The organism is Streptomyces sp. NPDC091682 (genome assembly GCF_044756625.1).
Lineage (GTDB): Bacteria > Actinomycetota > Actinomycetes > Streptomycetales > Streptomycetaceae > Streptomyces.
The window spans coordinates 46,710-71,076 of sequence record NZ_JBIVTH010000004.1 but is presented as its reverse complement, the minus strand read 5'-3'; the positions used below and the strand labels follow the sequence as shown (position 1 = coordinate 71,076).

The window sequence follows — 24,367 nt, the reverse complement described above, 5'->3', positions numbered from 1 at the left end:
CGCTGTTTACCGCCCCGACTTGCGCGAAGTGCACGTGCTGGGACTCGGGCCCAAGAAGCTCGCGCCAGCCTGATGAACCTTTGCCTGGAGGACGTCGGGTGGCGCCACCCTTGAGCGTGTGACGAGGGTCACATGCAACGGGGTGAGGCGCGCGGACACTATCCAGTGTGGACCACCAACTGTTCGCGGAAATCTACGACGCACACGCCCGGTCGGTCTACGCGTACGCCGCCCGCATGACCGGCGATCGCGCGGAGGCCGAGGACATCGTCTCCCTCACTTTTCTCGAGGCGTGGCGGTTACGTGAAGCGCTTGAAGGCGTCACGAGCCATCGGGCATGGCTTTTCGGAATCGCCACCAACGTCCTGCGGAACACCCGCCGGGCTGCGCGTCGTCACGGCGATGCGATAGCCCGTCTTCCGCCACCCGATACCGTCCCCGACTTGGCGGAGGCTGTCGTGTCCCGCATCGCAGACGCGGCCGAGGCCGCTGCCGCCCTTGCCGTCCTGAGCCGACTACGGCGTACGGATCGCGAGGCCCTCCTTCTATCCGTCTGGTCCGGCCTCAGTCACGACGAAGTTGCACAGGCGTGTGGCGTGCCCGTCGGTACCGTGCGTTCCCGGCTCTCCCGTGCCCGTGCCCGTGCCCGTCTACGCAAACTCACTGCCGCCTATCTCGAGGCCGCTCCGGCTTCCAGGTGCGCCCCCGCGTCTTCAGTCGCACGGAAGGGGAATCTGTGAACTCCCCCGACAACACACGACTCGATCCGTTCGAGCGCGCGGAGATCATCCGGAGCCTTCCCGGCCTCTCCGAAACCGAGCTGCCGTTCCACGGACATCACCGGATCAAGGAGCACCTGATGCGCGAAACAGCTGGGAACGGGCACGTCGCCAGCGCGAGGTCCCGACGCCCCCGGACCTTGGTCCTAGTGCTGGGTGCCGCGACGTGTGCCGTTGCCGTCGCCGTTGCCGTCGCCTTCGGTGTAGACGGTTCAGAGAAGCGCCCAACCGTTGCTCGGACGGAGCCGGCGGCCGTACAGCTTCTGGATCGCGTGGCTCTGGCGGCGCAGGCGGCACCCGCTCCAACCGTCCGGGACGGTCAGTTTCTGTACACGAAGACCAGGGGGCACTCCACGTCTCTGTCCGAGACCAAGAACGGAGGAATGGAGGCAGCCCGAACGGACGAATCTGCTGAGCACTGGGTGTCTGTGGACGGGGCGGTCGGCACGCTCACCCGTAACGCGAGGGGCACCACGACGGATCCGGTGCGAGGCAAGGACAAGGCCAGCATCAACGGCCCTACCTATCGCTTCCTTGAGACCCTTCCGACTGACCCTGATCGTCTGTTGGAGGTGATCTACGCGGACACCCGCCTCAACCACGGGGCCGACTCCGAATCCACCACCGGCCCAGATCAGGAAGCATTCGTAGCGATCGGTGACCTGCTGCGGACCGTGGAGGCTCCGCCTGCCGTGAGTGCTGCTCTCTATCGTGCTGCCGCCCGGATCCCCGGCGTTGTGCTGGTTCCCGAGGCGACGGATGCTGCCGGGCGGACGGGTGTTGCGGTTGCCCGCGTTCACAACGGGGAGCGAACCGAATGGATCTTCGACAAGGAAGGCCTGCGCCTGTTGGGCGAGCGGACCGTGCTCCTCAAGGACAGCGCATGGGGGAAGGCGGGAACGCCGGTGACATCCGTGGCCATCGTCGACCGGGGCGTTACGGACGTGGCGGGGCGGGCGCCGGGGCACTAGCGGGCATGTTCGGGCCAAATGAATCGAAAATATGGCCGACTTGCCGCGGAGCGTACTGAAGGTCGAGACCGACGCCTGTACCGACCGCCCGTCGGCGTGGCGCACGGTCCGGCGGCCGGGAGCCGGGGAGGAAGTCGAGGCGCATGTTCGTGGCACCGACGAGGCGGCCGTGAAGGCCGCGTTCGCTGACGCCTGCGCACAGGCTGTGGACCGCGCCCAGCACCCGGGGAAGTACGGGGACACCGACGACTGGTGACGACGGACGCCTTCGTCGGGACGGTACACCGGGTCGTCTTGGAAGGCGCCAGTGGGAACTCCGCTGGCGCCCTGCGCCATGCGCAGACCGGCGCCGCGCCCCTACAGCTGGTCCTTCCAGTTGCGGATGGCCTGGTCGAGCTTGGCGCGAAGCCGGTCAGCGGCCGTCGTCCCTGGAAGCAACCGGGGGTATGCCTCGCTGTCCCTTCTGGCGATCAGAGCGCCGAGTGGTGGAGCTCTGCGATGGGAAGACCAGCGAGCACTTCTTGCCGCCCATCTCCTTTGCCAGTCCCGAGAACCCGCGGCCGATCCCGAGGCCGGGTGAGGTGCCGTAGTGCTTCGCCTCGATCGCGGCGACGAGCCCCTTGCCCCGGGGGTGGACCATGGCCCGGCGGCTCCGCTCGGCCTCCTGGTGGTCCAGAACCGCGACGTCGCACTCATGCGCCACCTTCGACGTGGTGGCCGCCACGTACACGCCCAGGTGGATCTCCAGCTTCTTTTGTGTGTCCGTGAAGCTCACCACCGCGCGGGTGGAATCGCCGGACCACAGCCTGCCGGGGGACCGGCGGAAGCGCAGCGCGATAGCCGGGCTCGTGCCGTCCTGCATGAGGAGCGTGGTTCGGCCTTCGGCCCGCCGCCCTAGCGGCATCGATGCACACGACGAGCAGGGATGCCTCGTACAGGTCCGACTCGTCCGCCTTGCCGCGGTAGACGGGTTCCAGGACGCCGATCGCCTGCTCGATGGCCGGGACCAGGCCGGGCTTGTTCACTGGATCGCTCCCACCGATACGTCGGTTCCCTGATCCCCAGCTGATGCCGGCGGGCCTCGCTGAAGCCACCAGCAGACCCCGCAGAGGTATGGCGGCCGATTCGAGCCCTCGGGATGCCAGGGAGCAACTGCAACCAAAACTGCAACCGCGGAACGACGAAGGACCCGACCGCTATGCGGTCGGGTCCTTCGGCTGCCCTGGCGGGCGAGTGCGGAGGATACGAGATTCGAACTCGTGAGGGGTTGCCCCCAACACGCTTTCCAAGCGTGCGCCCTAGGCCACTAGGCGAATCCTCCGCGGCAAACAATACAAGACGTTGAGGGGTGCTCGCGAACGTGATCGTCGGGCCGAGGGCAGGTCGGGGTCCGGCTCGATTCCGGGGCCCTCCATCCGCTAGGGTGGGGCCAGCCCCTCACGTGGCGCTATCTCACCCAACTCCCCCAGGGCCGGAAGGCAGCAAGGGTAAGTGGGCTCTGGCGGGTGCGTGGGGGGCGCTTTGCGTTACGGGCGCCGTGCGGGAGGCGCCGGAAGGGCTTCGGCGGGCCGCTGATGTCGGTGGGCCCGGATAACCTCGTATACGTGTCGTCCCTTGCGCTGTACCGCCGCTATCGCCCCGAGTCGTTCGCCGAGGTCATCGGGCAGGAGCATGTCACTGCCCCGCTGATGCAGGCCCTGCGGAACAACCGGGTCAATCACGCGTACCTGTTCAGCGGGCCGCGCGGCTGCGGCAAGACGACCAGCGCGCGCATCCTCGCCCGGTGTCTGAACTGTGAGCAGGGTCCCACCCCCACCCCCTGCGGGGAGTGCCAGTCCTGCCGGGACCTGGCCAGGAACGGGCCGGGGTCCATCGACGTCATCGAGATCGACGCCGCCTCGCACGGTGGTGTGGACGACGCCCGTGACCTGCGCGAGAAGGCCTTCTTCGGGCCGGCTTCCAGCCGCTACAAGATCTACATCATCGACGAGGCCCACATGGTCACCTCGGCGGGCTTCAACGCCCTGCTGAAGGTGGTCGAGGAGCCGCCGGAGCACCTCAAGTTCATCTTCGCCACGACGGAGCCGGAGAAGGTGATCGGGACCATCCGGTCCAGGACGCACCACTATCCCTTCCGGCTCGTGCCGCCCGGCACCCTGCGGGAGTACCTGGGTGACGTCTGCGGGCGCGAGGGCGCCAAGGTCGAGGACGGCGTGCTGCCGCTGGTCGTGCGTGCCGGCGCCGGGTCCGTGCGCGACTCGATGTCCGTCATGGACCAGCTCCTCGCCGGCGCGACCGACGACGGTGTGACGTATGCCATGGCCACTTCGTTGCTCGGCTACACCGACGGCTCGCTGCTCGACTCCGTCGTCGACGCCTTCGCCGCCGGGGACGGGGCGGCCGCCTTCGAGGTCGTCGACCGGGTCGTCGAGGGCGGGAACGACCCGCGCCGGTTCGTCGCCGACCTGCTGGAGCGGCTGCGCGACCTGGTGATCCTGGCCGCCGTGCCGGACGCCGGGGAGAAGGGGTTGATCGACGCCCCCGCCGATGTGGTGGAGCGGATGCAGGCCCAGGCGTCCGTGTTCGGGGCCGCCGAGCTGTCGCGCGCCGCCGACCTGGTCAACGCCGGGCTCACCGAGATGCGGGGCGCGACCTCGCCGCGGCTGCAGCTGGAGCTGATCTGCGCCCGGGTGCTGCTGCCCGCCGCCTTCGACGACGAGCGGTCCTTCCAGGCCCGGCTCGACCGGCTGGAGCGCAGCGGCCCGCCCGCCGCTGCGGCGTTCGCCGCGCCGCCGGCCACCGCGCCCGCCATGGGCTACGTGCCCGGGCCCGAGGCGCATTCCATGGCGCCCGCCGGTCCCGGTGGGGGTGCGGCCGCCGCGCGCGCCGCCGCTCCCGCTCCCGCACCTGCTCCGGTACGGGCTCCCGAGCCCGTCCAGGCCGCGCCGGCGCCCGCTGCCGCTGCCGCTCCCGCACCGACCCCGGCCCCCGCTCCCGCCCCCGGCGCCTGGCCGGGCGCCGCGCAGCCCGGGAGCGGCGCGCCCGGTGCCTGGCCCGGAACGGCGCCGGCGGCCGCCGCGGGTGCCTGGCCCAGCGCGGCCGCGTCCGCCCCGGCCCCCGCTCCCGCCGCCCCGGCCGCCACCCCCGCCCCGGCCGCCGCGGCCCCCGCGCCCTCCCCCGGCATGGCCGCCGGCGCCGGGCAGGTGCAGGCGATGTGGCCCGGCGTGTTGGAGGCCGTCAAGAACCGCCGTCGCTTCACCTGGATCCTGCTCAGCCAGAACGCCCAGGTCACCGGCTTCGACGGGACCACCCTCCAGCTGGGCTTCCCCAATGTCGGGGCCCGCGACAACTTCGCCAGCAGCGGCAGCGAGGACGTCCTGAAGGCGGTCCTGGCCGAGCAGTTCCAGGTCAACTGGAAGATCGAGGCCGTCATCGGCGGCGGAGCCCCGGCCCCGGTCCCGACCTCCTCGTACGGCTCCTCGTACGGGGCCCCGGCCGCGCCCGCCCCCGCCTACAACCCGCCGCCGGCCCCGGCTCAGCAGCAGGCCCCCGCCCCGCAGGCCCCGACCGCCGCGCCGTACGCGCCGCAGCAGCCGCCCCAGCAGTCGGCTCCCGCCCCGCAGCCCCCCGTACAGCAGGCGCCCCCGCCCGTCGCCCCCGAGGACGACTTCGCGGAGGAGGACGATCCCGACCTCGTCGAGAGCGCCCTGACCGGGCACGACCTGATCGTGCGCGAGCTCGGAGCCACCGTTGTGGAGGAATACACAAACGAGTAGCCGGGTCCTGATTGGGTGGCCGCACGAAGGCGACCGCTCGGTCCCGGCTAGGCTGAGCAGCGTGAAGGTCCTCGTCATCGGCGGCGGCGCCCGCGAACACGCCCTGTGCCGCTCTCTGTCCCTCGACTCCGCCGTCTCCGCGCTGTACTGCGCTCCCGGCAACGCCGGCATCGCCGAGGTGGCCGAGCTCCGCCCGGTCGATGCCCTCGACGGCGCTGCCGTCGCCGCTCTGGCCACCGAACTCGAAGCCGACCTGGTCGTCGTCGGCCCGGAGGCCCCGCTGGTCGCCGGCGTCGCCGACGCCGTGCGTGCCGCCGGGATCCCCGTCTTCGGCCCGTCGGCCGAGGCGGCGCAGCTCGAAGGCTCCAAGGCCTTCGCCAAGGACGTGATGGCCGCGGCCGGGGTCCCGACCGCGCGCAGCTACGTCTGCACCACGCCCGAAGAGGTGGACGAGGCCCTCGACGCCTTCGGCGCCCCGTACGTCGTCAAGGACGACGGCCTCGCCGCCGGCAAGGGCGTCGTGGTCACCGAGGACCTGGCCGCCGCCCGCGCGCACGCGCTCGGCTGCGACCGGGTGGTCATCGAGGAGTACCTCGACGGGCCCGAGGTCTCCCTCTTCGCCATCACCGACGGCGTCACCGTGGTCCCGCTCCAGCCGGCGCAGGACTTCAAGCGCGCCCTGGACGGCGACGAGGGCCCCAACACCGGCGGCATGGGCGCGTACTCCCCGCTGCCCTGGGCCGACCCGAAGCTGGTCGACGAGGTCATGGAGCTGGTCCTCCAGCCGACCGTCGACGAGCTCCGCCGCCGCGGCACCCCCTTCTCCGGGCTGCTCTACGCGGGCCTCGCGATCACCAGCCGCGGTACCCGCGTCATCGAGTTCAACGCGCGCTTCGGCGACCCCGAGACCCAGGTGGTCTTGGCCCGGTTGCGCACGCCGCTCGCCGGCGTGCTGCTGGGCGCCGCCAAGGGCACCCTGGACGCCGTGCCCCCGCTGGTCTGGCGCGAGGACGCGGCCGTCACGGTGGTCATCGCCTCCCACAACTACCCCGAGACCCCCCGCACCGGGGACCCGATCGAGGGCCTGGCCGAGGTGGCCGCCGAGGACGGGCCGGACGCCTACGTGCTGCACGCCGGGACGCGGCACGAGGGCGACGCGGTGGTCAGCGCGGGCGGCCGAGTGCTGTCGGTGACGGCGACCGGTTCCGACCTGGCGCAGGCGCGAGAGAAGGCGTATAAGGCGGTGGCGCGGATCCGTCTCGACGGCTCGCAGCACCGTACGGATATTGCCGCCAAGGCGGCCGAGGGCCGCTGACCAGCAGCTCCGCAGACCCGCGGGCCCGGTGTGCACCTCGTGCGCCCGGGCCCGCGGGCGTGTCCGCGTGCGACTGCATCCGGCCGCGTTCGAACGCAGCCAGCTTTACCCAAAGCCATTCCATCGGGTGATCGTCCTCCGGTCTGCCTGACTCCCGCGCGTGCCCCAACTAGGGTGCGATGCCAAGCATTCCGGCACTTGGCCCACCGGCATTGCGATGTCAGTGGCGGGTGTCACAGTGGGGGAGTGAGCAACGTCGCCGCAGGGCAGAGGGGGTGAGGTCCGGCCGTGTCCGGAACAGGTTCGATCATGGAAGCGGGTGCACCGTCCGCGCGTTCCCGCGCCCTGGCCGTGCTGCGCGTGCGCAGCAGGGCCTTGGCGGCCGCGCTGCTGCCCGCCGCCCTCGCGGTGGTCCTGGTGGCCGCCAGGGCGACGGGCCGGCTGGCCGGTGATCCCTGGCCCGCGGTGACCCTCGTCGTGTGCGTGCTCGCCGCGATCGTGCTGCTCGTCGGCGGTGCCTTCGCCGCGGTGGTGCTGCGGGCGAGCCCCGCCGTGACGCCGACGGTGCCCCTCTCGGAGGCCGCCGCGCCCGATCTCTACCGGCTGGTGCGGGACCTGGCCGACCGGATGGACGTGCCGCCGCCCTCCGCCATAGCCCTGACGCCGGACTGCGACAGCTGGCTGGAGGACCGGAGCCACGCGGCCCACCGCCGCGGCGCGGCCCGCGTCTTCGGCGCCGCGCCCGGAGCCGTCGGGCCGGAGTCCGAGCCGGGCGCGGCCCCGGTGCTGGTGATCGGCTCGCCCTTCCTGTGGTGGATGCGGGTCGCTGAGCTACGGGCGGTCCTCGCGCCCGTCGTCGCCGGTACGGGCCCTTCCGCGCACCCGGACATAGCCGACGCGCGCGGCTTCGTGCGCGGCCTGGACGCGGCCGTGGACGTGGGCGGTCGGCGCGGCCTCGGCTGGATCGCCCCGCCGGCCCGGCTGCTGCTGCGGCTGTGCCGGACGGACGCCGCCGAAATGGAGCGCGGGGTGGCCGCGGCCGCCTCGGAGCGTGCACAGGGAGTGGACTACGGGCTGCGCATCGTCGCCCAGGAGCAGGTCGGCCTGGCCTACGCGGGCTGGGACCGGCTGCTGACCCGGGTCGCGCTCCCCGCCTGGCGGATGGGTCGCTGGCCCGCGCACCTCGACGCCGGGGTGGTCTCCGCACTGACCGAGCTCTCCCGGCGGGACCGGCTGGCCGAGGGGTTCACCTCGCGGCTGGGCGAGCGCCCCGCCTGCGACCTGTTGGATCAGCCCGGGCTGATCGACGAGGCGACCTCCCTGTTGGCTGCACGGCTCTTCCACGGAGGGCCGGCCGAGGCCGGGCCGGACTGGTCCCCGGTGGACTGGGCGGCGTATCCGGAGGAGGTCGTGGACCGCAAGTGGCGGACGGAGGCGGCCCGCCTGCACGCGGCGTTGGACGCCCTGGCCGTCCCGGCGGGGCTGCCCGGGGGCCCTTCGGGCTCCCCCGCCCCGGCCGCGTCGGCCCCAGGGGCCGCTCCCGCGACCCCTGCCGCGCCGAGCGGCTCTGCCGGGGCCGCGGCCCGCCCCGGTTCCTCGGGTGCTTCGGGTTCCTCGGGAGCGGCCGGAGCGGCCGGAGCGGCGGGTCCCGCCACGCTCGCGGCCGCCGACTCGCCCCCACCCACCGCGGACGCCTTCGCCGGGCCCACCCTGGAGCGGGTGTTGGGCTACCTCACCGACCTGGGCGGCGAGGGTGCGGCCGGTGAGGCGCTGGCCGGCCGGATCACCGGTGAGCTGGCCCGCGAGGAGCGGGCCGCCGGACCGGCCGCCGGGGCCGGGAAGGCGCGCGGGACGGACACCGTCCCGCTGTTCCCGCTCCAGCCGCCGCGCAGCGGCCGGGACCTGCTGGCCGACCACGTCACGGCGATGGTGTGCTGCGCGGCCGTGGACTCGGCCAGGGCTACCCCTGGGCTGGACTGGCTGGACGGGCCGGTCCTGCTGGTGGGCGGCGAACGCCGTTCCGACCTGGCGCCGCGCGTGCTGTGCCTGGTCGAGGAGGGGAACCCGGAGCCGCTGCGGGACTGGCTCTCGGCCCTCGGCATCCGCCCGGAGAAGCCGGTCCGCTTGGTCTGAGGCGGGCCGAGGAGCGTCGCCCCCGGGAGCGCTACGGCCCGTACGGGCAACCGGACGTCAGTGTTCCGATCACGTCAATTCGCGACGAACAGTGACGGACTGCGTGCGTTATGTGATGTGCTGGGACCGGTCGCGGCTGGACGTCCCGGAGCGGGTGCCGAGGAACACCGCCTCGGCTCAGCCAGGAGCCGTGCACCGAGGCGATGTACGCCCGTTGGGGGGATCGAGGGAGGGGAGCGGTCATGGGTGCGGACCAGATCCGTCGTTGGGAGTCAGGTGCGCTCGCGCACGCGGTGTCCGACCCCTTCGGGCAGGGCCCCCTGCCCTGGTTCCGGGGCAGTGAGCTCTACTTCGACGACACCGGCCAGGTCGTGCCCTGGTACGTGGACCCGGCCGCCGCGGCCGCCGGAACCGGCCAGATCCCGCGCGCCCGCGGCAACGGCGGTCCCCGCACCGCCGACGACGTGCACCGCCAGATCAAGGGCTTCGCCTCCACCGGCGGTGTGGCTCCCGGCGAGGCCATCGACTTCCACATCACCGTCGACCCGCCCCAGCAGTTCTCCGTCGACGTCTACCGGATCGGCCACTACGGCGGCGACGGAGCCTCCAAGATCACCACGAGCCCCCGGCTCTCCGGCATCGTCCAGCCGGCCCCGCTCGCCGCCGACCGCACCGTCTCCTGCCACCACTGGTGGTTGTCCTGGCGCCTCCAGGTGCCCTCCTACTGGAGCGTCGGCGCGTACGTCGCCGTCCTCACCACCGCCGACGGCTACCGCTCCCACATCCCCTTCACGGTCCGCGACGACCACCCCGCCGACCTCCTGCTCCTACTCCCCGACATCACCTGGCAGGCCTACAACCTCTATCCGGAGGACGGTCGCAGCGGCGCCAGCCTCTACCACGCCTGGGACGAGGAGGGCCGGTTGCTGGGTGAGCAGGACGCCGCCGTCACCGTCTCCTTCGACCGCCCCTACGCGGGTGCGGGCCTGCCCCTGCACGTCGGCCACGCCTACGACTTCATCCGCTGGGCCGAGCGCTACGGCTACGACATCGCCTACGCCGACACCCGTGACCTGCACGCCGGCCGCGTCGACCCCACCCGCTACCGCGGCCTGGTCTTCCCCGGCCACGACGAGTACTGGTCGGCCCCCATGCGCCGCACCGTCGAGCGTGCCCGCCGGCACGGCACCTCGCTCGTCTTCCTCTCCGCCAACACCATGTACTGGCAGGTCGAGCTCGGCCCGTCGCCCTCCGGGGTCGCCGACCGGCTCCTCACCTGTCGAAAACGGCGCGGACCGGGCCGCCCCAGCCTGTGGCGCGAGGTCGACCGACCGGAGCAGCAGCTGCTCGGCATCCAGTACGCGGGCCGGGTCCCCGAACCCGCGCCGCTGATCGTGCGCAACGCCACCCACTGGCTCTGGGACTCCACCGGCGCGGGCGAGAACGACGAGCTGCCCGGCCTGGTCGCGGGTGAGGCCGACCGCTACTTCCCGCGCACCCAGCTCCCCGAGCACCAGGACCGGATCCTGCTGGCGCACTCTCCGTACCTCGACAGCGAGGGCCACCGCCGGCACCAGGAGACCTCCCTCTATCGGGCGCCCAGCGGCGCGCTGGTCTTCGCCTCCGGCACGTTCGCCTGGTCCCCGGCCCTCGACCGCCCCGGCCACGTGGACGAGCGCGTGCAGCGGGCCACGGCCAATCTCCTCGACCGGATTTGCAAGCACGACTGACCCGCCGCGGGACCCGCCGCGGACCCACGCCGGACCCGCCGCGGACCCGCCGTGGGCCTGGGGCGGGAACTGGGGCCGGACCACCCCCGTCCGCCGGAGCGGGCCCGGTGCGGGAGAATCGGGGTGCGCTTCATACAGATCTACAGGGAGACCCCGTGTCCGGATTCGTCGAAAAGCCCGAGCCGGTTCAGGTTCCGGGCCTCGTCCACCTCCACACCGGCAAGGTGCGCGACCTCTACCGTGACGAGGACGGCCGCCTCGTCATGGTCGCCAGCGACCGCATGTCCGCCTTCGACTGGGTGCTGCCCACGGAGATCCCGGACAAGGGCCGCGTCCTGACGCAGCTCTCCCTGTGGTGGTTCGACCAGCTCGCGGACCTCGTCCCGAACCACGTCATCTCCACCGACCTGCCCGCCGGCGCTCCCGCCGACTGGACCGGCCGTACCCTGATCTGCAAGAACCTCGACATGGTCCCGGTCGAGTGCGTGGCCCGCGGCTACCTCACCGGTTCGGGTCTCGCCGAGTACAAGCAGACCCGTACGGTGTGCGGCCTCGGCCTCCCCGAGGGCCTCGTGGACGGCTCCGAGCTGCCCGGTCCGATCTTCACCCCGGCCGCCAAGGCCGAGGTCGGCGAGCACGACGAGAACGTCTCCTACGAGGAGGTCGCGCGCACCACCGGCGCCGAGACGGCCGCGCTGCTGCGCCAGACCACCCTCGCCGTGTACGGCCGCGCCCGGGACATCGCCCGCGAGCGCGGGATCATCCTGGCCGACACCAAGTTCGAGTTCGGTTTCGACCCGAAGGACGGCACCCTGGTCGCCGCGGACGAGGTGCTGACCCCGGATTCCTCCCGCTTCTGGCCGGCCGATCAGTGGGAGCCGGGCCGTTCGCAGCCTTCCTTCGACAAGCAGTACGTCCGCGACTGGCTGGCCTCCGCGGCCTCCGGCTGGGACCCGAAGGGCGAACTGCCGCCGCCGGCCCTCCCGACGCAGGTCGTCGCGCAGACCCGCGCGAAGTACATCGAGGCGTACGAGCGCCTGACCGGCCTGGACTGGTCGTAGGGAAACGAAGAAGCCCCGGTCCGAGGACCGGGGCTTCTTCCTTACAGAGCGGACAACGCGACTCGAACGCGCGACATCCACCTTGGCAAGGTGGTGCTCTACCAACTGAGCTATGTCCGCAAGCGCCGTAAGGCGAGACCTACTATACCCAACCCCGCTCCCTCGCGAGACGCACTGCCGTGTGCCGGTTCTCGGCACCCAGCTTCGTGGCCGCCGAGGACAGGTAGTTGCGGACGGTCCCCTGTGAGAGCGAGGCCCGCTCCGCGATCTCCGCGATCGGCGCCCCGTCCCCCGCCAGCTCCAGCACTTCGGCCTCCCGGGCGGTCAGCGGGGAGTCACCGGCGCTGATCGCGTCGGCCGCCAATTCCGGGTCCACGTAACGGCCTCCGGCGTGCACGGTCCGGATCAGTTCGGCCAGCCGCTGCGCCGAGACCGTCTTCGGGGCGAAGGCCCGCACCCCCGCCGCCAGGGCCCGCTTCAGGTGTCCGGGGCGCCCGTGACTGGTCACGATCATCGTCTTGCAGTCGGGGAGCTCGGCCCGCAGGGATGTGGCGACACTCACACCGTCCGCCCCCGGCATCTGCAGGTCCAGCACCGCCACGTCCGGGCGGTGCGCCCGCGCCATCGCCAGCGCTTCGGGGCCGGACGCCGCCTCCGCGACGACCAGCAGGTCGTCCTCCAGCGCGAGGAGCGCGGCCAGCGCCCCACGGATCAAGTGCTCGTCGTCGGCGAGCAGTACGCGTACGGGGCTCACGCCCGCACCTCCAGTCCTTCGAGCCGTGGGCCCGGTATCTCCGCCCGCAGCCGGAACCGGCCGTCGCCGACCAGCCCCGCCTCCAGCGTCCCTTCCAGCACGGCGAGCCGTTCCCGCAGCCCGGCCAGTCCCGAGCCGGGCGGCCCGGCAGGGGCCTCCGGCGCGCCGTCGTTCTCCACCACCAGCGTCACGGGTCCGCTCTCCGGAGCCGTCAGCCGGATCCGGCAGCGCTGTGCGTCCCCGTGCCGCAGCACGTTCGTCGTGGCCTCGCGGACCACCCAGCCGAGCGCCGACTGGACTTCGGAGGGCAGCTCCCGGTCGGGCCGGAAGTCGACCCGGCAGTCCATTCCGGCCGCGCTCAGCACCCCGCGCGCACCTTCCAGCTCCACCGAGAGGTCCGCCTCCCGGTAGCCGCGCACCACGTCCCGTACTTCCCGCTGGGACTCCCGGGCGATCCGCTGGACCTCGATCATCTGCTCCACCGCCTCGGGGCGTCCGCGCCGGGCCAGTTGGACGGCCAGCTCGCTCTTGAGGGCGATCACGGCCAGGTTGCGGCCCATCACGTCGTGCAGGTCGCGACCGAAGCGCAGCCGCTCCTCGGCCACCGCCAGCCGCGCCTGGACCTCGCGGGAGCGGTCCAGCTCGTAGACGGTCCTCAGCAGCCAGCCCGAGAACCCGCTGGTGGCGCTGAAGAACAGGCAGCACATCAGCACCCCGACGAAGTACCCCAGGGCGTGTGCGGCCGGCAGGCCCAGGGCGAGCGCGGTCACCCCCGTGCCGGTCGCCGCGACCGGGGCGACGTACCGCATGCTCCGCACCGATCGCATGCAGAGCACCAGAGATCCGGCGGTGAAGCAGGTGAGCCCCAACACCAGCATCGGGGCCAACGCCGGCTCGTCGATCTTCCCGACCGCCTTCAGGGCGAGGATCCCCAGGACGGCCGCGCCCGTCAGGGAGGCCGTGGTCACCGCCAGCCGGGTGGGGCGTTCGCGCCGCCCCACCACCCAGGTGAGCGCCTTGGACGAGAGCACCCCGCACAGCACCGAGTGGGCGCACAGCATCAGGAAGAGCGAGAAGGGCAGCGCCCGGTCGGAGGAGTTCTCGACGGCGGAGCCCAGCGCCGGCATTCCGAACGACGAGATCTCGATGAGCACGAACAGGTGGAACGACCACCGCGTGTACAGCTCGACCTTTCCCGCGCTGCTGCGGTTCTTCCACCACCCGGTCAGCTTCGACACGGTTCCCGTCCCCCGACTCGTTCTAGCGACGCGGTTCCCAGCGGAACCACCGCTGGACAGCAAACACGCTGATCACGATCCAGGCCAGCGTGTTCAGCCCGGCCCCCAGCAGGTCCCCGCCCTCCGCGCCACCGCTCCAGCCGGCCCGTACGAGGGTCATCACGCCGCTCAGCGGCAGCAGTTCGCACAGGGAGGCCGCCAGGTCGGGCAGCGAGTCCGTCGGCGTGAACAGCCCCGAGCCGAGCACGGTCGCCAGGAACAGCGGCAGCGTGGTGAGCCCCGCGGTCTCCACGGTGCGGGTGAAGGAGCTGGTCACCGCGGACAGCGCGGCGAGCAGCAGGAGGCCGGCGAGGACGGCGGCCACGAGCAGCAGCGGGTTCTGCGGCATCCGCACGTCCAGGGCGACCGCCCCGGCGACCGCGAGGACGGCTATCTGGCCGAGGGCCAGGCAGACGGCGGGCAGCGCGGTCCCGGCCAGGATCTCCAGGTCCCGGGCCTCGCCGGTGCGCAGCCGCTTGAGGACGAGCTCCTCGCGCCGGGCGACGTAGGCGGAGACCAGGTTCATGTAGACGACGAGGAGCAGCACCATGCCGATCCCGCCGGTCAGGGTGGCCTCGCCGACGGCCTGGGCGCCTTCGACGCCGCTGAGGGACGAGCGCAGGATGAACACCATCAGCAGGGGCATCAGGAGGGCCACGCCGAGCGTGGCCCGGTTGCGCACCAGCAGGGTGAGTTCGGAGCGGCCGAGCGCGGTGATCCGGCCGGCGTTCAGGGTGAGCGTGTTCATCGGGTCCCCGCCATCGTGTCGTCGTCGCTGCGGTCGCCGGCGCTCCGGCGGTTCTGGGCGATCTCCAGGAAGGCCTCCTCCAGGGAGGCGGACCGGGCGTCGAGCCCGGCCAGTTGCACACCGTTCTCCCGGGCCCAGCCGAGCAGTTCGGTCAGGTCCTCCTGGAGCCCTTCGGTACGGATCTCCACGCGCTGCCCGGAGGCGGCCGCCCGCAACGAGAGAGGCAGCCGTGCGGCGGGCACCCCGTCGGGCAGGGTGAAGTGGATCCGGGCCGGCCGGGTGGCGGTCACCTCGGGCGGAGTGCCGGACAGGACCAGCTCGCCCTCGTGGAGGATCGCGAGGCGGTCCGCGAGCTCCTCGGCCTCTTCCAGGTAGTGCGTGGTCAGCAGCACCGTGGTGCCCTGCTCCTGCAGCTCGCGCACCAGGGCCCAGGTGTCCCGGCGCCCTTCGGGGTCCATGCCGGTGGTGGGCTCGTCCAGGAAGAGCACCTCGGGCCGGCCGAGCAGGGCCAGCGCCAGGTCGAGGCGCCGCCGCTCACCACCGGACAGTTGCTTCACGCGTACGGAGGACCGTGCGGCCAGACCGACGAGCTCCAGCACCTCGGCCGCCGGGCGGGCACCGGTGGTGACCCCGCCCCACATCCGTACCGTCTCGGTGACCGACAGGTCGGAGGGGAAGCCACCCTCCTGGAGCATGACCCCGGTGCGCGGCCGGACCTCGGCCCGCCGGGTGAGGGGGTCGAGGCCGAAGACGCGGACCTGCCCGCCGCTCGGCGCGGCCAGTCCCTCCAGCAGCTCGACGGTGGAGGTCTTGCCCGCGCCGTTGGTGCCGAGCAGGGCGAAGATCTCGCCCCGCGCCACGGAGAAGGAGACGCCCCGTACGGCCTCGAACCCTCCGGTGTAGCCGCGGCGCAGGTCCCGGGCTTCGATCACGGTGTCAGTCATGACTCAAGCGTCGCGGCGCCCGGACCGGGTCGGCAGTGCGCGCTGTCATGATCGGCGATGACATTTGTCAGGGTGCCCGTGGCCGGAGGCGGGGCAATACGAAGAAGGCCCCGATCGCAATGATCAGGGCCTTCTACATACAGAGCGGACGACGCGACTCGAACGCGCGACATCCACCTTGGCAAGGTGGTGCTCTACCAACTGAGCTACGTCCGCATGCACTGCATTGCACTGCCGTGAGGCGATGCGTGCATCACTCTACCCGATCCACAATAGTGGTCCGGAAGTGATGCAGAGCGGGTGACAGGAATCGCACACTGCGCCTTCCCTCTGGAAGAGGGATGTTCTGCTACTGAACTACACCCGCACGACCTCGGAGGCTTTGACCTGCGGCCTGGCCCCTTGGCGTGATCCACACACTAGCCGACAGATGGGGGTGCATGGCAAATCGACGCTCAGTGGGCCTCGTTGTAGGCCTCGTAGATCGCCTTCGGGATGCGCCCGCGCGGGGGCACCTCGAACTGGTTCGACCGGGCCCAGGCGCGGACGACCGCCGGGTCCGGGGCGACGGCGGTGTGCTTGAAGGCCTTCCCCGAGCGCGACTGACGACGGCCGGCGGCCACGAAGGGGGCGAGGCCCTTCCGCAGTTTCTTTGCGTTCGCCGCATTGAGGTCGATCTCGTAGGACTTTCCGTCCAGAGCGAACACGACCGTTTCCGTCGCTTCTCCGCCATCGATGTCGTCGGAGAACGTGACTACTACGCGCTGCGCCACGGATATCGGTCCCTTCGTGCGACGTCACCACCTGCTGACGTGCGGTGATGTCGCCTGTGTGGATGTTTCGGGGCAATGCAACTTTCATCCGGAATCCGGAGTGATTCCTTTGTACCGCGATTCCCATTGCAATGCGAAGCCCAGTTAATTCTCTCCGCGTGTCCCGCCGCAATGCTGGGCGCATGGTTTTCCGGCGGATTTTGCGAAGCGTTGGTGAAGCCGAAACGCCCCGGTGATCACGGCCCGAGGATATCTACCCGCGTAGAAATTTCTGCCGGGTACGCTGATGGAACCGCCTTCGCACCAACCACACACGGGAGTGCCCGATGGCACGCGTCGTAGTCGACGTCATGCTCAAGCCGGAGATCCTCGACCCCCAGGGCCAGGCGGTGCAGCGTGCACTGCCGCGCCTGGGATTCGAAGGGATCGCCGACGTCCGCCAGGGGAAGCGCTTCGAGCTCGAGGTGGAGGGACCGGTCGACCAGGCCGCCCTCGACCGCATCCACAAGATGGCCGAAACGTTCCTCGCCAACACCGTCATCGAAGACTTCACCGTGAAGGTCGAGGCCTGACGGTGACCACTCGCATCGGAGTCGTCACGTTCCCCGGAACGCTCGACGACCGTGACTCGCTGCGCGCCGTCCGCCTCGCGGGGGCCGAGCCGGTTTCGCTGTGGCACCGCGACAAGGACCTGCACCAGGTCGACGCGGTCGTCCTCGCGGGCGGCTTCTCCTACGGGGACTACCTGCGCGCCGGGGCCATCTCCCGCTTCTCGCCGGTGATGGAGACCATCATCGAGCAGGCCAAGGGCGGCATGCCCGTCCTGGGCATCTGCAACGGCTTCCAGGTCCTCACCGAGGCCCACCTGCTGCCGGGGGCGATGCTCCGGAACAACCACCTGCACTTCATCTGCCGCGACCAGAAGCTGCGGGTGGAGAACGCGGAGACCGCGTGGACCGGCGACTACACCGCCGGCCAGGAGATCTCCGTACCGCTCAAGAACATGGACGGCCGTTACACCGCCGACGAGCGCACGCTCGACGAACTGGAGGCCGAAGGCCGAGTGGCCTTCCGCTACCTGGACGGCAACCCGAACGGTTCGCTGCGCGACATCGCAGGCATCACCAATGCCGCGGGCAACATCGTCGGCCTCATGCCGCACCCCGAGCACGCGGTCGAGCCGCTGATCGGGACGGGCCGCACCGACGGCCTCCCGTTCTTCACCTCGGTCCTGAAGAAGCTGGTCAGCGCATGAGCCTCGACACCGTCAAGAACGCCACCGAAACCCCGGACGCTTCCCAGCCCTGGAAGGAACTCGGCCTCAAAGAGGACGAGTACGCCCGGATCCGGGAGATCCTCGGCCGCCGCCCCACGGGCGCCGAGCTCGCCATGTACTCGGTCATGTGGTCCGAGCACTGCTCGTACAAGAGCAGCAAGGTCCACCTGAAGCAGTTCGGTGAGAAGGCCCCCCAGAACGACGCCATGCTCGTCGGCATCGGCGAGAACGCCGGCGTCGTCGACGTCGGCCAGGGCTACGCGGTCACCTTCAAGGTCGAGTCGCACAACCACCCGTCGTACATCGAGCCCTACCAGGGCGCGGCCACCGGCATCGGCGGCATCGTCCGCGACATCCTCGCGATGGGCGCCCGCCCGGTCGCGGTCGTGGACCCGCTGCGCTTCGGCGCTGCCGACCACCCCGACACCCGGCGCGTCCTGCCCGGCGTCGTCGCGGGCATCGGCGGCTACGGCAACTGCCTGGGCCTGCCCAACATCGGCGGCGAGGTCGTCTTCGACGCCTGCTACCAGGGCAACCCGCTGGTCAACGCCGGCTGCATCGGTGTGATGAAGCACGAGGACATCCACCTCGCCAAGGCGTCCGGCCCCGGCAACAAGGTCATCCTCTACGGCGCCCGCACCGGCGGCGACGGCATCGGCGGCGTCTCGGTCCTCGCGTCCGAGACCTTCGACGACACCAAGCCCACCAAGCGCCCCGCCGTTCAGGTCGGCGACCCCTTCCAGGAGAAGCTCCTCATCGAGTGCACCCTGGAGATCTTCAAGGAGAAGCTGGTCGCGGGCATCCAGGATCTCGGCGGCGCCGGGCTCTCCTGCGCGACCTCCGAGCTCGCCTCCGCCGGCTCCGGCGGCATGCGGGTCGAGCTGGACACCGTGCCGCTGCGCGACGCGACGCTCTCGCCCGAGGAAATCCTCATGAGCGAGTCGCAGGAGCGCATGTGCGCGATCGTCGAGCCGCAGCACGTCGACCGCTTCATGGAGATCTGCGAGAAGTGGGACGTCATCGCCACCGTCATCGGTGAGGTGACCGAGGGCGAGCGCCTGGAGATCTTCTGGCACGGCGAGCAGATCGTGGACGTGCCCCCGGGCACCGTCGCCCACGAGGGCCCCGTCTACAACCGCCCCTACGCGCGCCCCTCCTGGCAGGACGCGCTCCAGGCGGACGACGCGGGCAAGCTGCCGCGGCCGCAGACCTCCGAGGAACTGCGCGCGCAGGTCCTGGCCCTGGTCTCGTCCCCGAACCAGGCGTCCAAGTCGTGGGTCACCGACCAGTACGACCGCTTCGTGCAGGGCAACACGGTGCTCTCGCAGCCCGAGGACGCCGGCATGGTCCGCATCGACGAGGAGTCCAACCTCGGCGTCGCCATGGCCACGGACGGCAACGGCCGCTTCGCCAAGCTCGACCCGTACACGGGCGCGCAGTTGGCGCTGGCGGAGTCGTACCGCAACGTGGCGGCGACCGGCGCCAAGCCGCTGGCCATCTCTGACTGCCTGAACTTCGGTTCCCCCGAGGACCCGGACGTCATGTGGCAGTTCGCCGAGGCCTGCCGCGGGCTTGCGGACGGCTGCCTGGAGCTGGGCACCCCGGTCACCGGTGGCAACGTCTCGCTGTACAACCAGACCGGCGACACCGCGATCCACCCGACCCCGGTCGTCGCGGTCCTCGGTGTGATCGACGACGTCAACCGCCGTACGCCGATGGCCTTCAAGGAGGCCGGCCAGCTGCTGTACCTGCTGGGCGACACGGCCGAGGAGTTCGGCGGTTCGGCCTGGTCCCAGGTCGTCCACGACCACCTCGGCGGCATGCCGCCGAAGGTGGACCTGGGCCGCGAGAAGCTGCTCGCCGAGATCCTGATCTCCGCCTCGCGCGACGGCATGATCGACGCCGCGCACGACCTGTCCGACGGCGGCGTGATCCAGGCGCTCACCGAGTCCTGCCTGCGCGGCGGCAACGGTGCCCGGATCGTGGTGCCCGAGGGTCTGGACGCCTTCACCTTCCTGTTCTCCGAGTCCGCCGGCCGGGCCATCGTGGCCGTCCCGCGCAGCGAGGAGCTCCGCTTCACCGACATGTGCGGTGCGCGCGGCCTGCCGGTCGCCCGCATCGGTGTGGTGGACGGCGAGGAGATCGAGATCCAGGGCGAGTTCACCCTCCCCCTGGCCGAGCTCCGCGAGGCCCACGAGACGACCATCCCGGCGCTGCTGGCCTGATCCCCCGCGACAGCCCTGTCGAAGCCCCGCACGGAGTGCCGTGCGGGGCTTCGACGTCGGGGCCCGCGGGGAAGCGGCCGTAGCGATTCCGTAGCCCGAGAACCCCTTCTGACCTGCGGGTTCCCGCCCTCATACTGACGCCGTGAGCGACATGGTGAAGTACCTGCCGGAAGCCGCGATACCTGACGGAGGCGTGCCCGTCTGGCGCACCGAGGACGCCGAGCGATGGCGGAAGGCGGCCGTCCCGGCCGTCTTCGGGCCGGTCTTCGGCGCGTGGGCGCTGGTCCTGCCGGTGCTCGTCGCGCTCGTCCTGCTGGGGTGGACCGATTCGCAGGTGCCGGACCCCGGTACCTCCTGGGACGGGTACCCGGCCGCCGTCCTGCTGGTCGGCCTGCCCCTCTGGTACCGGATGATCCCGGCCGCGACCGTCCTGGCCGCTCCCGCGCTGGCCGGGTACACGCTGTTCGAGCTGGCCGCTCTGCCCGAGTCGGACGGTCCGGGCCGGGTCGGGTCCTGGCTGGTCGTCGCCCTGTGCAGCGCGGCCTTCACGGGGGCGCTGCTGCGGTTGCGGGCCCGCCGCGCGCAGTGCGCCCTCGCGCTCGCCGCCGCCGGGGACGGCCGCCGGGAACTCCCCGACGAACTGCCCCGGCGCCACCGCCGCCGCGGCCTGCCGATGACCCTGACCGGCGGCGGGCTCTGCCTCGCCGCGGCGGCCCTCCTGTGGTGGGCCCTGGCCCGGGACCTCGGCGCGGACCCGGAGCACCCGTACGACGCCACGGGACAACAGGTCCTGGCCCTCCTGCTGCTGGTGCCCGCCACGGCGCTGCTCGGCCGGGGCATCGGCGCCCGCCGGGCCGCCCGGCGCCTGCACGCCGGACCGCAACCCGCCCTGCGGGTCGGGATCCGGGCCGACTCCCTTACGTACAGCTGGCTGTACGCGGACGTCCGGGACCGGTCGGGGAAGCCCCTGATCGCCTTCCGCGACCACATCGACAACACCGTCGACCGCGTACGGACCCTGCTCGGCGGATCCGAGGACAAGCTCCGCACGGAGCACCACGACATCAACCACTACAGCGAGCCGTTCGAGGCGGTCCTGTACGGCGCGCCCTTCGAGGGCGCGGAGGTCGTCCTGGAGTACGCGGCGTACTACGGCAACACCCAGATCACCACCAGCGTGCTGGCCGTACCGCTGCACCCGCGCCGCCGGCACACCCTTCGCCAGTGGCGCGAGTCCGGGCACTCGTACGTCCTGAAGGGCCGCGAGGAGCGGGCGGCGCGCCGGGCCAAGGCCGCCGCCGGCGGTTCCGTCGGCTCCGGCTGCGGGACTTCCTCCAGCGGCTGCGGCAGCAGCAGTTGCGGCAGCAGTTGTGGAAGCAGCTGCGGCGGCGGCTGCGGCGGCGGCGACTGATCCGGCAGACTCGCCGCATGGCATCCAGGACCCGCACCCGAACGTACGACCCCGCGAAGATCCGCGCGGCCGTCACCGCACAGTTCGCGCACGTCGTCGGGGCCGTGGCGGACCTCGGACCCGAGCAGCTGGCCCGGCCCAGCGGGCTCGGGGACTGGACCGTGGCCGAACTCGCCGGGCACATCGCGTGGATCGCCGACTCACTGGCGGGGGTCCTGGCCCGCCCGCCGGCCGCCGTCGCGGAGCTGTCGGCGGTCGAGTGGCCCTTCGCCACCGCCTCCCTCGCCGGGAAGATCTCCGAAGCGGCCCGGGAGACCCTGACCGGGGCCCCGCTGCCCGAGCTGTACGACCGGGCGGCCGCCCGGATGGCGCAGGCGCTCGCGGCGAATCCGGGCGACCGCGTGCTGGACCTGTGGATCGGGGACATGACCCTGGCCGATTTCCTGGTCACCCGGACCGTGGAACTGGTGGTCCACACCGACGACCTGAACCGGGCCGCCGGACTGGACGTCCCGATCGACCGGCAGGCCCTGGCCGCCTGCACCCGGCTGCTCGCCGACGCCCTCGCCCTCAAAGCACCGGGCGGCTCCGTCGAGGTCCGCGTCCCGCCCTTCGCGGTGGTCCAGTGCATCGAGGGCCCGCGGCACACCCGCGGCACCCCGCCGAACGTGGTGGAGACCGACCCGCTGACCTGGATCCGGCTCGCGACCGGCCGTACGGGATGGGCCGCCGCCGTCGACGGGGCCCACGTACGGGCCAGTGGCGAGCGGGCCGATCTGTCGGCGCTGCTCCCGCTGATGGGCTGAGGGGAGCGATCACGGTGGAACCGTCGCGCCGCCCGCTCCGTCCCAGGGACATGCCCGGAATCCGGTACGTCCCCGCCTCCACGGCCCTGGCCCTCGCCCTCGCGCTCGCCCTGGCCGGCTGCGGCCGGTCCGAGGACGGCCGCGGCGTCCGGCTGCCCGATCCCGTGGGTTCCTGGGCCGTCGAGTCCCTGACCACGGGCGGCCGTACCCTGCACGCGCCCGAGTCCGCCCACCTCGACATCGGCCGGAACCAGGTCAAGGGCAACTACGGCTGCAACGGCTTCACCGCGCAGGCGGCCTTCGACGGCTCCTCCGCGGTGACCGTGACACCCGGCGACTCGACCACCATGGCCTGCGCGGACATGGAGTTCGAGACGGCCTTCGCCCATCTGTTCCGGGGCAAGTTGGCGATCGACCGGGGACCCGACCGGCTCACCCTGAAGACCGCCGACGGGAGCACCATCGCCATGACGTCGGCGCCCGCGGTCACGGACGCCCCGCTCACCACGACCGAGTGGACCGTGGAGGCCCTGGTCAGCGGCGGGACCGCGGCCTCCCTGCCCACCGAGGCGGCCGGGAAGGCACGGTTCACGATCGCCCCGGACTTCACCGTGAGCGGCATCCTGGGCTGCAACCGGTTCAGCGCGAAGGCCACCGTGGAGGGCTCCACGATCACCTTCGGGCCGCTGACCTCGACCAAGATGGCCTGCGAGGGAGCGGTGGGCGAGGTCGAGCGGACACTGACCGAGCTGTTCGGCAGCGGCCCGCTCACCGCGAAGATCGAGGGCCGGACCCTCACCCTCACCGCATCCGACGGCAAGGGCCTGACCGCGAAGGCGGCCTCCGCCGCCGAGTGACAGCGGCGGCGGGGGCGGCGGGGGCGGCGGCGGTCAGCCCGGGTAGGGCAGCAGCCCGGCGTCCACCTTCTCCCAGGCCGCCCGCAGCTGCGCCAGCCGGGCCGGCTCCACGGCGGCCCTGTCGGCCTGCTCGCGGACGTCCCCGGCCAGGTTGAACAGTTGGTCCTTGCCCGCCTTGCCGCGGTAGTACTTCCAGTCCCCGCGGCGCAGCGCCCGCTCGCCCCGAACCCGCCAGAACAGGTCCCGCTCGGCGACCTTCTCACCGCGCAGCAGGTACCCGGCCAGGCTCACCCCGTCCAGCGGGTGGGCGGGGTGCGGGCGCGCCCCGGCGACCTCCAACAGCGTCGCCGTCCAGTCCGGGCTGAACACCGGGACGTGGCTGACCTGCCCGCCGTCCAGCCGGGCGGGCCAGCGCGCGATGTTGGGCACGCGGATCCCGCCCTCCTGCAGGGAGGCCTTGTTGCCGGACAGCGGCCAGTTGTACGAGAAGCGCTCGCCGCCGTTGTCGCTGGAGAAGACGACGAGGGTGTCCTCCTCCTGGCCGGAGCGCTTGAGGGCCTTCAGCACCTCGCCGATCGAGCGGTCGAGGTCCTCGACCATCTCCTTGTACCTCTCGATCGAGCCACCGTCCTGGTGCCACAGGGCGCGCCCGTCGCCAGCCTTGATCCGGCGGACGATCTCGGCGCTCTGCTCGGTGTCCCCGTCGGCGATCCACGGCCAGTGCGGGGTGGTGAAGTTGAGGTTCAGCAGCCACGGCTTGCCGTGGTGGTCGCGCGAGACGTACTCGCTCGCCCGCTCGGTGATGATCCGGGTGTAGTAGCGCAGGTCCTTGTACTCGGCGTCGCCCTCGTACAGGTCGTACTCACCGCCCAGGCCCAGCTTGGAGTAGTACTCCAGGGCGCCGCCGAAGTTTCCGAAGAACTCGTCCCAGCCGGACCTGGTCGGGCTGTAGTCGGGCAGGTAGCCCGCGTGCCACTTGCCGATCAGCGCGGTGGCGTAGCCGGCGGACTTCAGCAGCGAGGCCAGCGTCGGGTGCGTGGGGTCCAGGCCGACCGACTTGTCGGCGATCGGCTCAGCCAGCCCGCCCTTCGTCCGGCCCGGGTAGCGCCCGGTGTAGAGGCTGAACCGGGTCGGCGAGCAGGTCGCGGAGCCCGAGTAGGCATCGGTGAACCGGACGCCCTGGCGGGCGAGTCGGTCCAGGTTCGGGGTCTTGATGTGCGGGGAGCCGTACGAGGAGAGGTCGGCCCAGCCCAGGTCGTCGCCGAGGACGAACAGGATGTTCGGTCGGCGGGACGGCCGGGGCCGCCCGGCCCGGAACTCCCGCTCCTGAGGCAGGTTCCGGCCGTCCCCGGCGGCCGGGGCGGCCGCGGCCGGGGAGGCGCCCAGCCCCACCGCCGCCGCGGCAGCGCTCACACCGACCGCACCGCCGAAGGCGCGCCGGGACAGGTTGGGTTCGTACGAGGTCACGGGTACTCCAAGGCACGGCCCGACGGCCCGCCCCGGGCGGCGCGGGACGGCGCGCGGCACGGCA

General features: G+C 71.9%; 21 protein-coding genes, 4 tRNA genes and 1 other RNA gene. 15 read left to right on the top strand and 11 right to left on the bottom strand.

Annotated features, from left to right (window positions below; all coding sequences use genetic code 11):
* Positions 1-167: 167 nt before the first annotated feature.
* The 3 genes from ACIQK6_RS10925 to ACIQK6_RS10915 are packed head-to-tail and all read left to right on the top strand — an operon-like array spanning position 168 to position 2,006.
* The gene (locus ACIQK6_RS10925; protein WP_329100359.1) at positions 168-740 is read left to right on the top strand and encodes an RNA polymerase sigma factor; all 573 of its coding nucleotides are present in this window, start codon (positions 168-170) and stop codon (positions 738-740) included.
* Positions 737-1,750 carry a CU044_5270 family protein gene (locus tag ACIQK6_RS10920; protein ID WP_329100361.1) on the top strand — a complete coding sequence of 338 codons (1,014 nt, stop codon included), beginning with the start codon at positions 737-739 and terminating at the stop codon, positions 1,748-1,750. The genes ACIQK6_RS10925 and ACIQK6_RS10920 overlap by 4 nt, the downstream gene beginning before the upstream one ends.
* A 31-nt stretch (positions 1,751-1,781) precedes the next feature.
* On the top strand, positions 1,782-2,006 hold the full coding sequence (locus ACIQK6_RS10915; protein WP_329100363.1) for a hypothetical protein: 225 nt from the start codon (positions 1,782-1,784) through the stop codon (positions 2,004-2,006).
* 156 nt (positions 2,007-2,162) lie between these two features.
* Here the strand turns inward: ACIQK6_RS10915 and ACIQK6_RS10910 are convergent, their stop codons facing one another.
* Together ACIQK6_RS10910 and ACIQK6_RS10905 are read right to left on the bottom strand one after the other, a co-directional pair.
* Positions 2,163-2,612: a hypothetical protein gene (locus ACIQK6_RS10910; protein WP_329100366.1), complete on the bottom strand. Its 450-nt coding sequence runs from the start codon at positions 2,610-2,612 to the stop codon at positions 2,163-2,165.
* Positions 2,613-2,986: 374 nt separating this feature from the next.
* A tRNA-Ser gene (locus ACIQK6_RS10905) sits at positions 2,987-3,071 on the bottom strand.
* A gap of 107 nt (positions 3,072-3,178) precedes the next feature.
* Here ACIQK6_RS10905 and ffs point away from each other — a divergent pair.
* The 6 genes from ffs to ACIQK6_RS10875 all read left to right on the top strand — a co-directional run bounded on the left by ffs (position 3,179) and on the right by ACIQK6_RS10875 (position 11,765).
* Positions 3,179-3,277: signal recognition particle sRNA small type (gene ffs, locus ACIQK6_RS10900), an RNA gene on the top strand.
* A 77-nt stretch (positions 3,278-3,354) separates the two neighbouring features.
* On the top strand, positions 3,355-5,526 hold the full coding sequence (locus tag ACIQK6_RS10895; RefSeq protein ID WP_329100368.1) for a DNA polymerase III subunit gamma and tau: 2,172 nt from the start codon (positions 3,355-3,357) through the stop codon (positions 5,524-5,526).
* A 61-nt stretch (positions 5,527-5,587) separates the two neighbouring features.
* Positions 5,588-6,841 (top strand): phosphoribosylamine--glycine ligase, encoded by a 1,254-nt coding sequence (purD, locus tag ACIQK6_RS10890; protein ID WP_329100370.1) that lies wholly within the window; start codon positions 5,588-5,590, stop codon positions 6,839-6,841.
* 309 nt (positions 6,842-7,150) lie between these two features.
* Positions 7,151-8,974, top strand: coding sequence for a hypothetical protein (locus tag ACIQK6_RS10885; protein ID WP_329100372.1), 1,824 nt, complete (start codon positions 7,151-7,153; stop codon positions 8,972-8,974).
* Between the two features lie 242 nt (positions 8,975-9,216).
* Positions 9,217-10,704, top strand: coding sequence for a N,N-dimethylformamidase beta subunit family domain-containing protein (locus ACIQK6_RS10880; protein ID WP_266594910.1), 1,488 nt, complete (start codon positions 9,217-9,219; stop codon positions 10,702-10,704).
* A gap of 155 nt (positions 10,705-10,859) precedes the next feature.
* Entirely contained in the window at positions 10,860-11,765 is a 906-nt protein-coding gene (locus ACIQK6_RS10875; RefSeq protein ID WP_402694699.1) for a phosphoribosylaminoimidazolesuccinocarboxamide synthase, read from the top strand.
* A 47-nt stretch (positions 11,766-11,812) separates the two neighbouring features.
* Here the strand turns inward: ACIQK6_RS10875 and ACIQK6_RS10870 are convergent.
* From ACIQK6_RS10870 to ACIQK6_RS10835, 8 genes are all read right to left on the bottom strand, one after another.
* A tRNA-Gly gene (locus tag ACIQK6_RS10870) sits at positions 11,813-11,885 on the bottom strand.
* A 22-nt stretch (positions 11,886-11,907) separates the two neighbouring features.
* Positions 11,908-12,519 (bottom strand): response regulator transcription factor, encoded by a 612-nt coding sequence (locus ACIQK6_RS10865; RefSeq protein WP_327384496.1) that lies wholly within the window; start codon positions 12,517-12,519, stop codon positions 11,908-11,910.
* Positions 12,516-13,757, bottom strand: a complete 1,242-nt coding sequence (locus ACIQK6_RS10860; RefSeq protein WP_329100376.1) for a histidine kinase — start codon at positions 13,755-13,757, stop codon at positions 12,516-12,518. Before ACIQK6_RS10860 ends, ACIQK6_RS10865 begins: the two co-directional genes overlap by 4 nt.
* Positions 13,758-13,779: 22 nt before the next feature.
* Positions 13,780-14,544 carry an ABC transporter permease gene (locus ACIQK6_RS10855; protein ID WP_329100378.1) on the bottom strand — a complete coding sequence of 255 codons (765 nt, stop codon included), beginning with the start codon at positions 14,542-14,544 and terminating at the stop codon, positions 13,780-13,782.
* Positions 14,541-15,488, bottom strand: coding sequence for an ABC transporter ATP-binding protein (locus tag ACIQK6_RS10850; protein WP_402694698.1), 948 nt, complete (start codon positions 15,486-15,488; stop codon positions 14,541-14,543). The genes ACIQK6_RS10855 and ACIQK6_RS10850 overlap by 4 nt, the downstream gene beginning before the upstream one ends.
* Positions 15,489-15,631: 143 nt before the next feature.
* Positions 15,632-15,704: transfer RNA gene (locus ACIQK6_RS10845), tRNA-Gly, on the bottom strand.
* A 79-nt stretch (positions 15,705-15,783) separates the two neighbouring features.
* Positions 15,784-15,855: transfer RNA gene (locus tag ACIQK6_RS10840), tRNA-Gly, on the bottom strand.
* Positions 15,856-15,943: 88 nt separating this feature from the next.
* Positions 15,944-16,261, bottom strand: coding sequence for an Lsr2 family protein (locus ACIQK6_RS10835; protein WP_329100382.1), 318 nt, complete (start codon positions 16,259-16,261; stop codon positions 15,944-15,946).
* Between the two features lie 326 nt (positions 16,262-16,587).
* On the opposite strand from ACIQK6_RS10835, the gene purS reads away from it, so the two are divergent.
* The 6 genes from purS (at position 16,588) to ACIQK6_RS10805 (ending at position 22,836) form a co-directional block, all read left to right on the top strand.
* A complete protein-coding gene (gene purS, locus ACIQK6_RS10830; protein ID WP_030009438.1) occupies positions 16,588-16,833 on the top strand; it encodes a phosphoribosylformylglycinamidine synthase subunit PurS in 246 nt (81 codons plus the stop codon).
* Positions 16,834-16,835: 2 nt separating this feature from the next.
* A complete protein-coding gene (gene purQ, locus ACIQK6_RS10825; RefSeq protein ID WP_266594917.1) occupies positions 16,836-17,516 on the top strand; it encodes a phosphoribosylformylglycinamidine synthase subunit PurQ in 681 nt (226 codons plus the stop codon).
* Complete coding sequence (gene purL, locus ACIQK6_RS10820; protein ID WP_329100384.1) at positions 17,513-19,762, top strand: phosphoribosylformylglycinamidine synthase subunit PurL; 2,250 nt, start codon at positions 17,513-17,515, stop codon at positions 19,760-19,762. The genes purQ and purL overlap by 4 nt, the downstream gene beginning before the upstream one ends.
* A 142-nt stretch (positions 19,763-19,904) precedes the next feature.
* Positions 19,905-21,173, top strand: coding sequence for a hypothetical protein (locus ACIQK6_RS10815; protein WP_402694697.1), 1,269 nt, complete (start codon positions 19,905-19,907; stop codon positions 21,171-21,173).
* A gap of 17 nt (positions 21,174-21,190) precedes the next feature.
* Positions 21,191-21,979, top strand: a complete 789-nt coding sequence (locus tag ACIQK6_RS10810; RefSeq protein WP_402694696.1) for a sterol carrier family protein — start codon at positions 21,191-21,193, stop codon at positions 21,977-21,979.
* A gap of 50 nt (positions 21,980-22,029) precedes the next feature.
* A complete protein-coding gene (locus ACIQK6_RS10805) occupies positions 22,030-22,836 on the top strand; it encodes an META domain-containing protein (RefSeq protein WP_402694695.1) in 807 nt (268 codons plus the stop codon).
* 33 nt (positions 22,837-22,869) lie between these two features.
* Here the strand turns inward: ACIQK6_RS10805 and ACIQK6_RS10800 are convergent, their stop codons facing one another.
* A complete protein-coding gene (locus ACIQK6_RS10800) occupies positions 22,870-24,303 on the bottom strand; it encodes a sulfatase (protein ID WP_402694694.1) in 1,434 nt (477 codons plus the stop codon).
* Positions 24,304-24,367 lie beyond the last annotated feature (64 nt).

Excerpts from the sequence above, each read along its gene's own strand:
- ACIQK6_RS10810 (WP_402694696.1), top strand. The coding sequence starts at position 21,191 with ATGGCATCCAGGACCCGCACCCGAACGTACGACCCCGCGAAGATCCGC.
- ACIQK6_RS10855 (WP_329100378.1), bottom strand. The coding sequence starts at position 14,544 with ATGAACACGCTCACCCTGAACGCCGGCCGGATCACCGCGCTCGGCCGC.
- ACIQK6_RS10805 (WP_402694695.1), top strand. The coding sequence starts at position 22,030 with ATGCCCGGAATCCGGTACGTCCCCGCCTCCACGGCCCTGGCCCTCGCC.
- purS (WP_030009438.1), top strand. The coding sequence starts at position 16,588 with ATGGCACGCGTCGTAGTCGACGTCATGCTCAAGCCGGAGATCCTCGAC.
- ACIQK6_RS10885 (WP_329100372.1), top strand. The coding sequence starts at position 7,151 with ATGGAAGCGGGTGCACCGTCCGCGCGTTCCCGCGCCCTGGCCGTGCTG.
- ACIQK6_RS10910 (WP_329100366.1), bottom strand. The coding sequence starts at position 2,612 with ATGCAGGACGGCACGAGCCCGGCTATCGCGCTGCGCTTCCGCCGGTCC.
- ACIQK6_RS10915 (WP_329100363.1), top strand. The coding sequence starts at position 1,782 with ATGGCCGACTTGCCGCGGAGCGTACTGAAGGTCGAGACCGACGCCTGT.
- purL (WP_329100384.1), top strand. The coding sequence starts at position 17,513 with ATGAGCCTCGACACCGTCAAGAACGCCACCGAAACCCCGGACGCTTCC.
- ACIQK6_RS10880 (WP_266594910.1), top strand. The coding sequence starts at position 9,217 with ATGGGTGCGGACCAGATCCGTCGTTGGGAGTCAGGTGCGCTCGCGCAC.
- ACIQK6_RS10850 (WP_402694698.1), bottom strand. The coding sequence starts at position 15,488 with ATGACTGACACCGTGATCGAAGCCCGGGACCTGCGCCGCGGCTACACC.